A 14,034-nucleotide genomic window follows, 5' to 3' on the forward strand; every position below is an offset into this window, starting at 1 on the left:
CTCGCAAGGAGTCCGGCTTTGTCCTACCGCGATCTTCCAAATAGACGTCGAAGGTAGTGGCCAATCCCGAAGCCGACCATGCTGATGGCGATCCATGGTGCGGCGAAGATGGAGCCGAGGATCGTCAGACCGCTCCACACTCGGCCCGCAACATCTTCGATGGGCGGGCCGGTGACGACCTCCCAGATTATAACCGCGAAGAAAACGAACACCGGCGCAACCAACCAGCCGATCATGACGCGCTTCAGCCAGCGCTGGGGTACGGCGCAGACCAACAGGGCCGGAACCAGGGCCGCAAGCAGCAACTGAACGGCAAGATCCGTCATAACGTATTCGCCTTGATCTGACCGTCGCGCGCCCGACTACGCTTCACCAGCGACGCCGCCCACCATAGCGCCACGGCTATCGCGACCCCGGTAAGGATGGTGATGGCGCCGTCGTATGTTTCGACGCTTACGGGCGATATGTCCGGTCGATCTCGAAACCACAGCCCCATGACAATCGTGCTGGCGGCCACAATTCCCGCCAGACCGAGAAGCGTCCCACAGACAAGGGCAACGGCCCGCGACGCTCGATAGCGGAGCGCCCTACTCTCCACCATGGCCGGGCTGGACGGTGAGGCCTGTTCGGCGCGCAAGGCCAGAATGCCGTACCCTCCGAGGATCGTGCCGACCGGGAAGACGAAGATCATCAGGACCGAGAGCAGGAAGACGATGACCCGCGCCCAGGTCTTGCCGCGCAGCAAACCGATCCCTCCCGCCAGGGCGGGCAGGAAGAGGATCATCGACAGGAAGATGAAGGCCGGGAGGGCGAAGGCCAGAAACGTGTCCCCGAGCCAGCCCGGAATGAGCCAGACCTGAAGGCAGAAGCAGCCGACCGTCATCAGCCCGGCCATCGCGAGGCAGATATAGAGCCATGCGAGCACCGTGATGGAAACGGGCTGCGGGCCTCCGGTTTTTAGCTGCCCGTCACTCTGGACCGTCGCGACTGGCGTGCTCATCGGGCAAGCAGCCCGGCCAGCATGGCCGCGCCGATCAACATCGCACTGGCGCCACCCCACAGAATCCAGAGCCCGCGAACCCTGCATTCGAGCACAGCGAGCGCTGGGTTGGCGGGGTCATGATGCACCGTCACCCTGCCGCCCTCGGGATAGCGGCGCGCATCTCCGCCGATCAGCGCTGTCAGCGAGGCTGCGACCGTCGCCCCAAAGGCGATGCGGTCGGATGCGTATTCCTGGCCGGCGACCGTGTAGGCGTAACGGACGCGAGATTTGAAGAGGATGCGCCAGGGGCGCCGCCAGAAGCCTTCGAAGAAGCTGTGAATGCGGAACGCCTCGATCTCCGAAGACGTGATGCTGCCTTGGGCGGTCGGCCATTTGACGGCGGCTTGCGCTGCGGCGTTCAGCACGAACGCCATGCGGACCATGATCAGAGCCATGATCGTCAGGAGCATGGCGGCGCCGGCGTTCTGAGGACTCGGCAGATGCGACCGTATCGCCTCTAAGACGCCACCGACCAGGAAGACCAAGGCAATCGAGCCGATGAGCAGCCCCGCTGAGATCCATGCCATGACCTTGATGGCGCCGTCAGGCAGCGTCCGTTCGATGACGGACGCCTTGGGATTGGAGGGGTCGTAGTAAACGGTGACTTCCGCGCCCCTGGGGTAACGCGCGAGCGTTTCAGCAACCTGGAAATTGCCGACCTGATGGCGCAGGCTGTGCCGTGTACCTTGGAACACGCGGCCGTCGACCGTGTACGCGAATATGATCGCCGGGAAATTTCGGAGTTCCTTGGTGTCCGTCCTGTTGGCGCCGGAGACCGGGACGCGCACCTCGCGGGCCTCGACACGAGACGAGACGACCTTTCCCTGCACAGGAAGCCAGCGTTCGGCCGCCCGCACCTCTTTCCATTTCAGGAAGGTGGCGAAAGCGAACAAACCGGACGCCGCCCATCCGAACCCGATCAGGATGAGCTTAAGTTCCACGCGTGTCTCCCCCGCGCATATTGCCGTTCCCGAGGGAGAGGCCCCGCCTCGTATGTGCCCGGGCTCTCATGGCCGGGTCGAATAGGTGTTCGGCCAATAGCCCGCCATGATGCCGCGGCAGCTATTCATCTCGGTCATGGAAACCGCCTGAAACCCATGGCCATCCCAGTGCCAGACGCCGGTCTCGCCGCAATCCGCCATCCCACGCCCTTTGGCGAAATGACTGATCTCGGTCGAGTTCGGCGCGAAGTCGGCGTTCCACAGCACATTGTCCGGGGTCGTTTCCTTGTCCTCCTCGACCTTCTGCTCCACGGGACGCGGAAACAGGGCGGGCCGAACGTTCGAGGCCGCTCCCTCTTCGAACAGGAAATAGGCCCGTCCGAAATTGTACGCGCCGCTAAAACAGCGGACCGATCCGAGCACCAGGCCCGGGCCGAGGCGCACCATATTCGCGGAGTCCGGGTCCGCGCCGCCACGGTCCTCGTCGCAATAGCCGGCCGACTGTCGGATCATCTCGCCACGGATCGCTTCGGCAAGCGCCTCGGGAGGCGGGCCGCCATCCGTGGTGCGCTCTGCAATAGCCACCGGAAGAGCCGGCGGTGCAGGCACGGCGCTTGCCGGCTTGCCGCCCCGACCGACAATCGCCGTCACCGTATCGATCCGCCGCTGCCGTTCGTCGATCCATAAGAACGCGGCTTTCGCCCCGACCAGGGAAACACCGGCCACGACCTCGGCGCCCCCCGGTTGCTGGTCGGAGATGACTTCAAGTTTCCCGGCGCTCCTCATTGCGGCGAGCACGGCCGCCACGGCCCTGTTATCCGCGATGACCAGACCGTCGTCTTCCTTGCGAATGCCTTCGCCGAACTTGAGCGTGGCGACATCGACGCCCGCCGCCCTCAGCCGCAATGTTCCCACACGCGGATAGGTCTCGGATTGCGGCATCAGCGTCAGTTGTACGGGAGCGGCCGCGTCGGCCGCCCTGTCGAGGCGCAGAAACCAGAGCGAAGCGCCGTCCTCGGGAAGCAGGCTGATCGCGGTGCAAGCCCGGCCATTGTCACAGCCTGCCGTCCAGTCCTCGAAGGTGCGCAGCGTGCCGAGTTCTTCGGCCACAGCGGAAGCCGGAAGGAGGGCAAGACATGCAGCAAAGGCGGCGAGGCGGATCATGGTGGGTTCCTTTGGCCGGTCGCCATGGAGGGCCGGCGGGTTTCAGGGATGCGAATGCGTGTCTCGTTCAGCGCCCGGCGGTCTGCTCTTGCAGGCGCTGCACCGCATCGGAATCCACTACGAACAGCGACTTGCCGGCATCCCATCGGTAATGGGCGGTCGCGGTGCGCGCGTATGGAGCCGACAGCTTCCCATCGTCGCAGCGCTCTTCCGGTGGAGTGCCGATGTCGCTCATGGTCACGGCGATCGCATGGTAGGGCGTGTCGTTTGGCCCCGGCACGGCCTTGAACGAAAAGGCCTGCTTTCCCTGCGAGGCGCAGGTCCATGCGCTGTAGGCGAGAAACTTGTCGATGAGTTCGAGCTTGCCGCCGCGCAGAAAAATCAGCGCGGTCCAGGTGTAGTTTTCAGCCGAATTGAAATGCTGGCTGGTCGTCAGGATCGCGTCGTCGTGCGCGCCGATCCGTACCAGCGCGGGCTCCCCAAGGCTCGTCGCACGATCCAGCCCGACGTCCACCGCGTCGAGCAAGATCGGCGCCCGACCGGCTGCATCGAACACGGCCAATATGTGGGGCTGCTCGCCAAGATCGTCGATCTTGCCGATGTCGATGAGCAAGGCGATGCGCGGCTTGTCTTCAGCCTCGAAGGGAACCGCCCGCAACACGCCGATCCTGATGGGGTCGGGAATGGTTCCGCCAAAGCCGTCGCCGGCAATGTGGCGAAGCGGGACCGTCTTGTGGCCGATGGCGCGGGTCTCGTCTCTCGCCAGATCGGGAATGACCTGCTTCACCAGATCGAAATAGGAAATGCCGGGGTGGCCGGGAACCTGGGCGATGAGTTCGGCGAGCGTCCGGTCTCGCACCACGCCGTCCTGCGCCACGCTTGCCGCCGGCCAGGCCAGAAGGGCGGCGAGCCACAACAACACCGTGAATGCCTGCCTCGTCATAACGCCCCACTTCGCGACCGCCACGACCGCGCATCTGCCAGAACCCAGAGAACCGCTGTCGGTCCGCGTCGATAACGCGCTCGCCCGACAGTCCATTTGCACTGTGCTTGAGTAGATATCGCAGCGAATACACGTCGCGTCTTGGACTGCCGGGCATTCGAATTGACCTGGCGAGCACCGAATCGCGATTGGCCGGCATCAGCCGCCGATCCCGTCGTCAGGGGGATGGCCGGTGATGCCCTCGTAGATCGAGATGCAGGACTGGATCTGAGGGCAACGAGGAAGAATGCGGCTGGGGGCGGCAACCAGAATGAGGGCAACGGCAAAGACCGGCACAAGCGCGATCGGAGCCTTATGCCAAACGGCGCCCAACGCGCAGGCGAGCAGTCCGAGCGCAAGATTCGCCCAGGCGGTCGCGTAGCGCAGGCTCCGCGTTTCAATATCGAACTCGGTCAGATGGCCGTCGGGAAAGCCCAGCGACGAATATTCAAGGTCGCAGAGCGCGGCGACCAGCAGGAATACCATCCCGATCAGGATCAGCAGCAAGCGGCTCATGATGACTGCGACCGGCGCCAAACCCGTGATGACGGGTGGTGTGGCCGGAGCCAGCCAGACACCACCGGCGACATCATTCGACGGCTACGACGCGAAGAGGTGTCCCATAGGGCTCGATGCGCAGAACGCCCTGCGCCTGTACGCTGATCTTCGCCAGCGGGGCCTGCTCAAGCTCACCGTCCTTCGCCTTGCGAACGGCATATCGCCAGACGGTGAGCACGCCGCGCTCGCGAAGCGCCGTGCTGATCGCCGCCGCATCGCTTCCCAGCGCCGCATCTTCTTTCGTGAGGGCCACGACGGTCTCGTCCCGCTCGGTGACGATCGTGAAGAGCTTGGTCGCCGGTTCGACGGCCAGCGCCGGGCTGGCAGCGACCATGACAACTCCGGCGAGGAGCGCGCCACGGAGAATCTGTTTGAGCATGTATTGGTCCTTCCTGTTCTGAATCGGCTTTGTCTTGCCGGCGGCGCGCTCGCGCTCGCGGCGGGCTTCAACCCGGTGCGTGGCAGCCGGTCGATTGATTATCGCAGCGCCTTTGGACAAGGTCTTGGATTGGCGGGCACCAGACTTGTCCTGGAATGCGGTTCGGCCGTTTTTCTTTCGCTACGACCAGCGCCGACGCGCCCGTTCCCGGCTTCCCTCCAGTCCAAATTCCGGGCTTTTCCGCGGCCCTTTCGACGACTCGCCTTCGTTGAGCCCAGCGCCGCTGGCGCATGAAACCCAAGGAAATGAAGGGTTTTCGACGTGTCGGAACGACCACAGGCCGGTGAAAACGACACCTGTTCCCGTCAGGTCAAGTTCTGTTCCCGTGGCCCCAAGACGGCCCCCGGTCCCGATGCCATGGCTGATCGCATGTACCACTAATGACTCGTCATGCGCCTTCCGCCTGTCGAGACGGAGAAGAATATATGCGCATTGGCAAGTCTCGCGGGCCGGTAAAAGCCCAGATCATTGGTTCGCGGTCTTCCCGTGGCTGGCAGGTATCGACCTCGGTGCTCGCGCTTGCACTGGCCGGCGGTCTGGCAATGCCCATGCCGGCTCATGCGGATGACTGGATCGGCACGATCTCCAACGACTGGTACAACGCCGGCAACTGGAGCGCCGGGGTGCCGACGGGCGCCGGTACGACCGTGAACATCAATACCATCACGCCCAATCCAACCGTTCTCAACGGCGGCACGGCCTCGGTCGGCAATATCAATATCGGCATCAGCGGCGCCGGGTCGCTGGTGGTTTCCGGCGGCGGCAAGCTCAACGGGGCCATTGGGCGCGTCGGGGATGTCACCACAGGGACGATGACGGTTACGGGTCCCGGCTCGGAGTGGAACAGCAGCGGGTTCCTCGGCGTCGGTATGTCCGGCACGGGCGTACTGAACATCTCTCTGCGTGGCTCCGTTAGCGCCGCGTCTGTCTTCCTTGGCAATAGCGCGGGTTCTTCAGGCACGGCGACGGTCGATGGCGCGACCTTGACCAGCGCCGGAGACCTTTATGTCGGCTACGGCGGGACCGGGACGCTGAATATCGTGAACGGCGGTGAGGTTAGCAATGTTCATGGTACGATCGGCGTCGACGCGGGCTCGACTGGCACCGTCACGGTGGACGGCGCAGGCTCCATTTGGACCAACAGCGGTGATCTCACGGTGGGCGACAGTGGCACCGGTACGCTGAACATTCTGAACGGCGGTGCGGTAAACAGCAATTTCGGGTATATCGGCCGCACTGCTGGCGCCACCGGAACTGTGACCGTTCAAGGGGCGGGTTCGTCCTGGACCAACGCCAACTCTCTCGTCGTTGGGATGTTGGGCAGTGGTACTTTGAACATCTTGAACGGAGCTTCTGTCAGCAATTCCCACTCATCGGTTGGGCTAAGCGGCGGTGGGACTGGCACGGCGTTGGTGGACGGAACGGGTTCAACCTGGACCAACACCGGATTACTGAATGTTGGTTCGAACGGCACTGGCCTGCTTACGATTTCGAACGGCGGGCATGTCACAAGTGCTGAGGGCAACGTAGGCCTTTTCGGCCAAGGGACGGCGACAGTTTCGGGGCCAGGATCAGATTGGTCGAACTCCGGTGATCTGACGGTATCCTACTTCGCCGGCACCGGTACGTTGACGGTCTCCAATGGCGGCACGGTCAGCAGCAATTTCGGATATATTGGCCGTAATGCTGGCAGCACCGGGACTGTGACGGTTGAGGGGGCGGGTTCGTCCTGGGCCAACACCAACTCTCTCGTCGTTGGGATGTTGGGCAATGGTACTTTGAACATCTTGAACGGAGCTTCTGTCAGCAATTCCCACTCATCGGTTGGGCTAAGCGGCGGTGGGACTGGCACGGCCTTGGTGGACGGAACGGGTTCAACCTGGACCAACACCGGGTTACTGAATGTTGGTTCGAACGGCACTGGCCTGCTTACGATTTCGAACGGCGGGCATGTCACAAGTGCTGAGGGCAACGTAGGCCTTTTCGGCCAAGGGACGGCGACAGTTTCGGGGCCAGGATCAGATTGGTCGAACTCCGGTGATCTGACGGTATCCCACTTCGCCGGCACCGGTACGTTATCGGTCTCGAACGGCGGCACAGTCAGTAACTATAATGGCTATATCGGTCGCGAACTAGGCGGAACCGGCCTCGTAACGGTTAACGGTGCGGGCTCGACTTGGGCGAATGCCAATAACCTGCGTGTCGGGGACAACGGCTCCGGCACACTCACGATCTCGAACGGCGGTACGGTCAGCAATATCAATGCAATGTTAGCCGCTCAGGATGACTCTAGCGGGGCAGTGTCAGTCGATGGCATCGGCTCAGCCTGGACGAATAGCGGCTATCTCTCAATCGGCAACCGTGGCAACGCCACGTTGGCGATATCGAGCGGCGGCGCGGTCAGCAGCAACGGCGGCGAAATCGCTAGTGGCGCGCTTTCCACCAGTACGGTGACTGTCTCCGGCTCTGGTTCGACATGGACCAACAGCGACAATCTGATTGTTGGCAATAGTGGCGTGGGTACGCTCAGCATCACCGGCGGCGGCAAGGTCAGCAACTATAATGCCGTCCTGGGAGCAGTAGCCTACACCTCCTCCGGCACTGTAAATGTCAACGGTGCGGGCTCGACTTGGACGAATGCCAATAACCTGCGTGTCGGGGACAACGGCTCCGGCACGCTCACGATCTCGAACGGCGGTACGGTCAGCAATATCAATGCAATGTTAGCCGCTCAGGATGACTCTAGCGGGGCAGTGTCAGTCGATGGCATCGGCTCAGCCTGGACGAATAGCGGCTATCTCTCAATCGGCAACCGTGGCAACGCCACGTTGGCGATATCGAGCGGCGGCGCGGTCAGCAGCAACGGCGGCGAAATCGCTAGTGGCGCGCTTTCCACCAGTACGGTGACTGTCTCCGGCTCTGGTTCGACATGGACCAACAACGGCGACCTGATAGTTGGCGATAGCGGTGTGGGTACGCTCAGCATCACCGGCGGCGGCAAGGTCAGCAACTATAGTGCCGTCCTGGGAGCAATAGCGTACACCTCCTCCGGCACGGTAAATGTCGACGGCGCGGGCTCGACATGGACCAACAGTGCGGATCTCATCGTCGGCAAAAGCGGCACCGGCACGCTCAACATCACCGGCGGCGGCAAGGTCAGCGGCGACTCTGGCTACCTTGGTAAGGACGCCACGGGGGCCGGCACGGCAATGGTGCAGGGTGCGGGTTCGGCTTGGACCAGCACGGGTGTTCTCATGGTCGGCGACTACGGCTCCGGCGGGCTGACCATTCTGAACGGCGGTGCAGTCTCCAATACGCTTGGTGTGATCGGCAACCAGACAGGCTCCAATGGCACGGTGCTGGTCGATGGTGCGGGCTCAACCTGGACCAACTCCGCTTCGTTGTTTGTCGGCGCGACTGGAACCGGTTCGTTGACCGTCTCGAACGGCGCCGATGTCACCAATACAGTCGGCTATATTGGCGGCGGCGCTGCCGCGTCGGGAACGGTAACTGTCACCGGCGCCGGTTCGACGTGGACAAACAGCGGCAACCTTTTAGTTGGTTCTTTCGGCGGCGGCACGCTGACCATTTCGAATGGCGGCACCGTCTCGAGCCAGGTCGCATCTATCGGCAGTTCCGCTGGTTCGGTCGGCGCCGCGACGGTCACTGGCGCAGGCTCGACCTTGAACACCAGCAGCTCGCTCTATGTGGGCGCAGACGGCGACGGAACGCTGACAATCGCCAATGGCGGCACAGTGAACGCCCTCGGCGGCGTGGGAATTACCGGGGATGCGGCGTCCAAGGGTACGCTGAACATCGGCGGCGCAGAGGGCGCGGCTGCGGCCGCGGCCGGCATCCTCAATACGACGGGCGTGCAGTTCGGCGCGGGCACCGGCAAGCTCAACTTCAACCACACCAACGCCAACTATCTGTTCAGCGCGGATATAATGGGCGCAGGCGCGATCAATCAGGTCGCCGGCACGACGGTCCTGACCGGCAATTCGTCGACCTTCACCGGCACGACCGGCGTTTCAGGCGGACGTCTGATGGTGAACGGCATGCTGGGCGGCACAACCTCGGTGACGTCGGGCGGTGCGCTCGGCGGCTCGGGAACGTTGACCGGTCCGGTGTCGGTTGCGAGCGGCGGCGCGCTGCTGGGCGTCCAGGGTCAGACTCTGGGCCTTGGTTCTCTGGCTCTGAGCTCCGGCTCCAACGTCAACGTCGCGCTGGGGGCTCCGGGCGGCGCCGGCCTGTTCAACGTCGCCGGCAACCTGACGCTCGACGGCACGCTCAATGTCAGTAATGCGGGCGGCTTTGGCGCCGGTGTCTATCGGATCTTCGACTATGGCGGCGCGCTGACCGATAACGGCATGGCCGTCGGCTCGGTGCCGCTTGGCACAGCCGGGACATTGCAGACCGCGGTGGCCAATCAGGTCAACCTACTGGTTTCCGGCACGACGCTCGATACGCAGTTCTGGAACGGCACGACGACCACGGCCGACGGCACGATCCATGGCGGCTCGGGCGTATGGTCCGCCGGACCGGCCACCAACTGGACCGATGTGAACGGTTCGACGGCCTCCGCCTGGACCGGTAACTTCGCGGTCTTCCAGAACAATCCGGGCGTCGTCACGGTCGACACCTCGGCCGGCGCGGTCTCCACGACCGGCATGCAGTTCATGGGCCAGAACTGGTCGGTGGCGGGCGGTCCGGTCACGCTCAACGGCGCGGGCGGTGCGACCACCATCCGCGTCGGCGACGGCACAGCGGCGGGCAGTTCCGACTACGCCGTGATCAGCTCCGAACTCACGGGCGCGAGCCGTCTCGTGAAGGACGATCTGGGCCTGCTCGTCCTGACCGGCGCCAACACCTATACCGGCGGCACGACGGTCAACGCGGGAACGCTGCAGATCGGCGCCAATGGAACGTCCGGCTCGATCCAGGGCGACATCATCAACAACAGCAGGCTGTTCTTCGCCCGTAGCGATGCCTGGACCCTCGGCGGCGCGATTTCAGGCTCGGGCTTGATCAGCCAGTCGAGCGGCCTGACGGTTCTCACCGGCAACAGCGGCGCCTTTGCGGGCTCGACCCAGGTACACGGCGGCACGTTGCAGGTCGATGGCACGCTAGGCGGTACGACCCTCATACAGAATGGCGGCTCACTGGCCGGTTCGGGCACATTGTCCGGCGCCGTGACCGTTGCCAACGGCGGCACCCTGCTCGGCGCTCAGGGGCAGACCTTGAGCATGGGCTCGCTGGCTCTGTCGGGCGCTTCGAACGTCAATGTGGTGCTCGGCGCTCCGGGCGGCGCGGGCCTGTTCAACGTCGCCGGTAACCTGACCCTCGACGGCACGCTCAACGTCTCCGACGCGGGCGGGTTTGGCGTCGGCGTCTATCGCCTCTTCGACTATGGCGGCGCGCTGACCAATAACGGCCTCGACGTCGGCTTGATGCCGACCGGTACGACCGGCCTGGTGCAGACGTCGGTGGCCAACAAGGTCAATCTCGTCGTCAACGGCACCGGCGCCGGATCAGTCCAGTTCTGGAACGGCACGACCACGACGGCCGATGGCACGATCCATGGCGGTGCTGGCACCTGGACGGCGGGACCGACCACCAACTGGACCGACGCGGCCGGTGCACAGGCCAATGCCTGGGGCGGCAACTTCGCTGTCTTCCAGAGCAATCCTGACACGGTGACGGTCGATGGTTCGGCTGGCGCGGTCATGGCGACCGGCATGCAGTTCATCGGTCAGGGCTGGACGGTCTCGGGTGCTCCGATCACGCTGAACGGGGCGAATGGCTCGACCACGATCCGCGTCGGCGACGGTACGGCGGCAGGCGCCACCGACATGGCCGTGATCCGTTCGGAGTTGACCGGCGCAAGCCGTCTGGTGAAGGACGATCTGGGCACGCTGATCCTGGCGGGCGCCAACAGCTATACCGGCGGCACGGCGATCAACGCCGGTACGTTGCAGATCGGCGATGGCGGCACGACTGGCTCGATCCTGGGCAACGTCGCCAACAACGGCAAGCTCGCCTTCAACCGTAGCGACGCCACCACCTTCGACGGCGTGATCTCCGGTGCGGGCTCTGTCGATATCCGCAGCGGCGCCGTCACCTTCACGGCCGACAACGGCTATGCCGGGCCGACGACCATCTTCAACGCGGAACTGCGGCTGGGCAATGGCGGCACGACCGGCTCGGTCGTGGGCAATATCACTAACAACGGCAAGCTCAGCTTCAACCGCTCGAATGAGTTGATCTATGGCGGTGTGATCTCCGGCAATGGCGACATCGACCACCTGACGGGCCGCACCGTCCTGACCGGAAACTCCAGCGCGTTCACCGGCACGACCGATGTGATCGGCGGCCAGCTCGTGGTCAACGGCTCGCTCGGCGGCTCGCTCTCCGTCCTAAGCGGCGGCACGCTGGGCGGTTCGGGTACGGTCGGCAATCTGCTGGTCGCCGGCACCGTGGCCCCCGGCAATTCCATCGGCACCCTCCACGTCAACGGCAATATCGGCTTTGCGGCCGGTTCGATCTATCAAGTCGAAGCCAATGCGGCGGGCCAGGCCGACAAGATCGTCGCCTCCGGTACGGCCACCCTCAATGGCGGCACAGTGCAGGTTCTGGCGGGCACGGGCATCTATGCCCCCGCCACAGCGTACACGATCTTGTCGGCCACGGGCGGCGTCACCGGCACGTTCACCGCCGGCGTAACCTCGAACCTGGCCTTCCTCGATCCGTCGCTGACCTATGACGCGAACAACGTCTATCTGACGCTGACGCGCAACAATATCGACTTCGCCGGGGTCGGCCTCACGCCGAACCAGATCGCGGCGGGCGGCGGCGCCGAAAGCCTCGGCTTCGGCAACCCGATCTACAATGCCGTGCTCAACCTCTCCGATACGCAGGCCCAATACGCCTTCGATCAGCTCTCGGGCGAAATCCACGCTTCGGCGCGAACCGCCCTGATCGAAGACAGCCGTTTCGTACGCAATGCCGTCAATGACCGGCTGCGCGCCGCCTTTGATGGCGTCGGCGCTTCGGGCGGCAACGTCGTCACCTATGAGAATGGCAAGCCGCGCACCGCTGCTGCCAATACCGACGGCGGGGCCTTCTGGGGCCAGGGCTTCGGTTCATGGGGCCATACCAACAGCGACGGAAACGCAGCGCGGCTCGAACGTTCGACCGGCGGTTTCCTGATGGGGGCGGACGCTCCGGTGTTCGATACCTGGCGCTTCGGCGCGGTCGCCGGCTACAGCTACACCGACTTCAACGTGAAGGATCGCCATTCCTCGGGTTCGGCCGACAACTTCCACCTCGGTCTCTACGGCGGCAACCAGTGGGGCGATCTCGCCTTCCGGTCGGGTCTTGCCTATACGTGGCATGACATCCACACGGCGCGCACCATCGCCTTCCCGGGCTTCTCCGACAGCACGAAGGGCGGTTACAGCGCCGGCACGTTCCAGGCGTTCGGCGAGCTGGGCTACAAGGTTCAGGCTGGCGCGGTTCAGTTCGAGCCCTTCGCCAATCTCGCTTATGTGAGCCTCAACACCAGCGGCTTCCGCGAGACCGGCGGCGCTGCTGCGCTCACCGGCGCCAGCGCCACCACGAACGCCACCTTCACCACGCTTGGCCTGCGCGCTTCGACCAGTTTCGATCTGGGCGGGGCCACCGCGACGGCCAAGGGCATGGTCGGCTGGCGTCACGCCTTCGGCGACACCACGCCGCAGGCCGGCATGGCGTTCGCTTCGGGCGGCGACACCTTCTCGATCGGAGGCGTACCGATCGCCCGCAACGCCGCCGTCTTTGAAACCGGCCTCGACATCGCCCTGTCGCCGACCGCCACCGTCGGCGTCACCTATGGCGGCCAGTTCGGGTCGGGCGTCTCCGATCAGTCGATCAAAGCCAACTTCAACGTGAAGTTCTGAGGTCGCGCCATGACGGATAAGATCGTCTCGCTCGTTCAGAAGAGCTTTCGCAAACTGGTGCCGATCGCCGATCAGGTCGGCACCATGTTCTACGCCCGCTTGTTCGAGACCTACCCCGAAGTGCGGCCCATGTTCGCTGAGGACATCGCGCCCCAGGCGAAGAAGCTCGTGCAAATGCTCGCCCTCGTCGTGAATGGCCTCCACAGGCTCGACGAAATCATGCCGGCGGTCGAGCAGCTTGCACGCCGGCATAACGACTATGGCGTCGTCGAGGCTCACTACTGCGCGGTGGGCGAAACCCTGCTCTGGACGCTCCAGCAAGGCCTGGGCGACGACTTCACGCCCGAGGTCGAAGCCGCCTGGACCGATGCCTACGGCCTCCTCTCCGCCAAGATGATCGCGGCGGCGAAGGAAGGGGCAGTGGCATGATCGGAAAACGACGAGCCAGGACAGGCGGCGGACGTCGCCTCCTTCGGCAATCACTCCTCGGGTCGCACCGAGGGCGTTCGGGAGGGGCCGCGCTCCTCCCGGCGCTTCTCCTCGCCGCCCCGGCGATGGCCACGACCTTCCAGACGGGCGAGTTTGTGCGGACTGGTCGGGCTTGCGCCTCCGCCGACGATGGTGCCCGGCTAGTGTCCAACGGTCATTCCGTCTCGGCACCCGGCCACACCTGCCGCGTCGTCTCCCGCACCTCGAGCGGCGGCTACTATCCGATCTTCAACGAGCGCTGCACCGGCGGAGCGACGGACGATTATCGCATGGACATCCATGTCCGCAGCCCGGAACGGATTTCGATCCATGGCCCAGCCGGCGGGCCCGGCATCACCTATCGCCATTGTCCATCGCGCGCCGCAGCGCGCGGTGGGAACTGAATCAGACGGCCGCTTCGCAGGCGTGCTCCTGCCGCGCTGAATAGCCGCCAAAAACCAACGAACTGGATATATCGACCTTGGATCAGTCCCCCTCATTAC

The 14,034-nt window shown here is 64.2% G+C and carries 10 protein-coding genes; 3 read left to right on the forward strand and 7 right to left on the reverse strand.

Annotation, left to right across the window (positions count from 1 at the left end):
- Positions 1-23: 23 nt before the first annotated feature.
- The 7 genes from K8M09_RS19275 to K8M09_RS19305 all read right to left on the reverse strand — a co-directional run bounded on the left by K8M09_RS19275 (position 24) and on the right by K8M09_RS19305 (position 5,066).
- Complete coding sequence (locus tag K8M09_RS19275; RefSeq protein WP_160787338.1) at positions 24-326, reverse strand: hypothetical protein; 303 nt, start codon at positions 324-326, stop codon at positions 24-26.
- Positions 323-1,000, reverse strand: a complete 678-nt coding sequence (locus K8M09_RS19280) for a hypothetical protein (protein ID WP_160787339.1) — start codon at positions 998-1,000, stop codon at positions 323-325. Before K8M09_RS19280 ends, K8M09_RS19275 begins: the two co-directional genes overlap by 4 nt.
- Entirely contained in the window at positions 997-1,983 is a 987-nt protein-coding gene (locus K8M09_RS19285) for a DUF3592 domain-containing protein (RefSeq protein ID WP_160787340.1), read from the reverse strand. Before K8M09_RS19285 ends, K8M09_RS19280 begins: the two co-directional genes overlap by 4 nt.
- A gap of 66 nt (positions 1,984-2,049) precedes the next feature.
- Positions 2,050-3,147: a DUF1176 domain-containing protein gene (locus tag K8M09_RS19290; RefSeq protein WP_160787341.1), complete on the reverse strand. Its 1,098-nt coding sequence runs from the start codon at positions 3,145-3,147 to the stop codon at positions 2,050-2,052.
- A 67-nt stretch (positions 3,148-3,214) separates the two neighbouring features.
- Positions 3,215-4,114 (reverse strand): hypothetical protein, encoded by a 900-nt coding sequence (locus K8M09_RS19295; RefSeq protein WP_160787342.1) that lies wholly within the window; start codon positions 4,112-4,114, stop codon positions 3,215-3,217.
- Positions 4,115-4,288: 174 nt separating this feature from the next.
- Positions 4,289-4,645 (reverse strand): hypothetical protein, encoded by a 357-nt coding sequence (locus K8M09_RS19300; protein WP_160787343.1) that lies wholly within the window; start codon positions 4,643-4,645, stop codon positions 4,289-4,291.
- A gap of 73 nt (positions 4,646-4,718) precedes the next feature.
- Complete coding sequence (locus tag K8M09_RS19305; protein WP_229342026.1) at positions 4,719-5,066, reverse strand: hypothetical protein; 348 nt, start codon at positions 5,064-5,066, stop codon at positions 4,719-4,721.
- A 485-nt stretch (positions 5,067-5,551) separates the two neighbouring features.
- On the opposite strand from K8M09_RS19305, the gene K8M09_RS19310 reads away from it, so the two are divergent.
- The 3 genes from K8M09_RS19310 to K8M09_RS19320 all read left to right on the forward strand — a co-directional run bounded on the left by K8M09_RS19310 (position 5,552) and on the right by K8M09_RS19320 (position 13,935).
- A complete protein-coding gene (locus K8M09_RS19310) occupies positions 5,552-13,063 on the forward strand; it encodes an autotransporter outer membrane beta-barrel domain-containing protein (RefSeq protein ID WP_229342028.1) in 7,512 nt (2,503 codons plus the stop codon).
- 9 nt (positions 13,064-13,072) lie between these two features.
- Positions 13,073-13,492 (forward strand): globin family protein, encoded by a 420-nt coding sequence (locus tag K8M09_RS19315; protein ID WP_160786701.1) that lies wholly within the window; start codon positions 13,073-13,075, stop codon positions 13,490-13,492.
- A 203-nt stretch (positions 13,493-13,695) separates the two neighbouring features.
- Positions 13,696-13,935 (forward strand): hypothetical protein, encoded by a 240-nt coding sequence (locus tag K8M09_RS19320; protein ID WP_160786700.1) that lies wholly within the window; start codon positions 13,696-13,698, stop codon positions 13,933-13,935.
- Positions 13,936-14,034 lie beyond the last annotated feature (99 nt).

This window comes from Shinella zoogloeoides, assembly GCF_020883495.1.
GTDB lineage: Bacteria > Pseudomonadota > Alphaproteobacteria > Rhizobiales > Rhizobiaceae > Shinella > Shinella zoogloeoides.

Excerpts from the sequence above, each read along its gene's own strand:
- K8M09_RS19300 (WP_160787343.1), bottom strand. The coding sequence starts at position 4,645 with ATGAGCCGCTTGCTGCTGATCCTGATCGGGATGGTATTCCTGCTGGTC.
- K8M09_RS19315 (WP_160786701.1), top strand. The coding sequence starts at position 13,073 with ATGACGGATAAGATCGTCTCGCTCGTTCAGAAGAGCTTTCGCAAACTG.
- K8M09_RS19275 (WP_160787338.1), bottom strand. The coding sequence starts at position 326 with ATGACGGATCTTGCCGTTCAGTTGCTGCTTGCGGCCCTGGTTCCGGCC.
- K8M09_RS19310 (WP_229342028.1), top strand. The coding sequence starts at position 5,552 with ATGCGCATTGGCAAGTCTCGCGGGCCGGTAAAAGCCCAGATCATTGGT.
- K8M09_RS19290 (WP_160787341.1), bottom strand. The coding sequence starts at position 3,147 with ATGATCCGCCTCGCCGCCTTTGCTGCATGTCTTGCCCTCCTTCCGGCT.
- K8M09_RS19280 (WP_160787339.1), bottom strand. The coding sequence starts at position 1,000 with ATGAGCACGCCAGTCGCGACGGTCCAGAGTGACGGGCAGCTAAAAACC.
- K8M09_RS19305 (WP_229342026.1), bottom strand. The coding sequence starts at position 5,066 with ATGCTCAAACAGATTCTCCGTGGCGCGCTCCTCGCCGGAGTTGTCATG.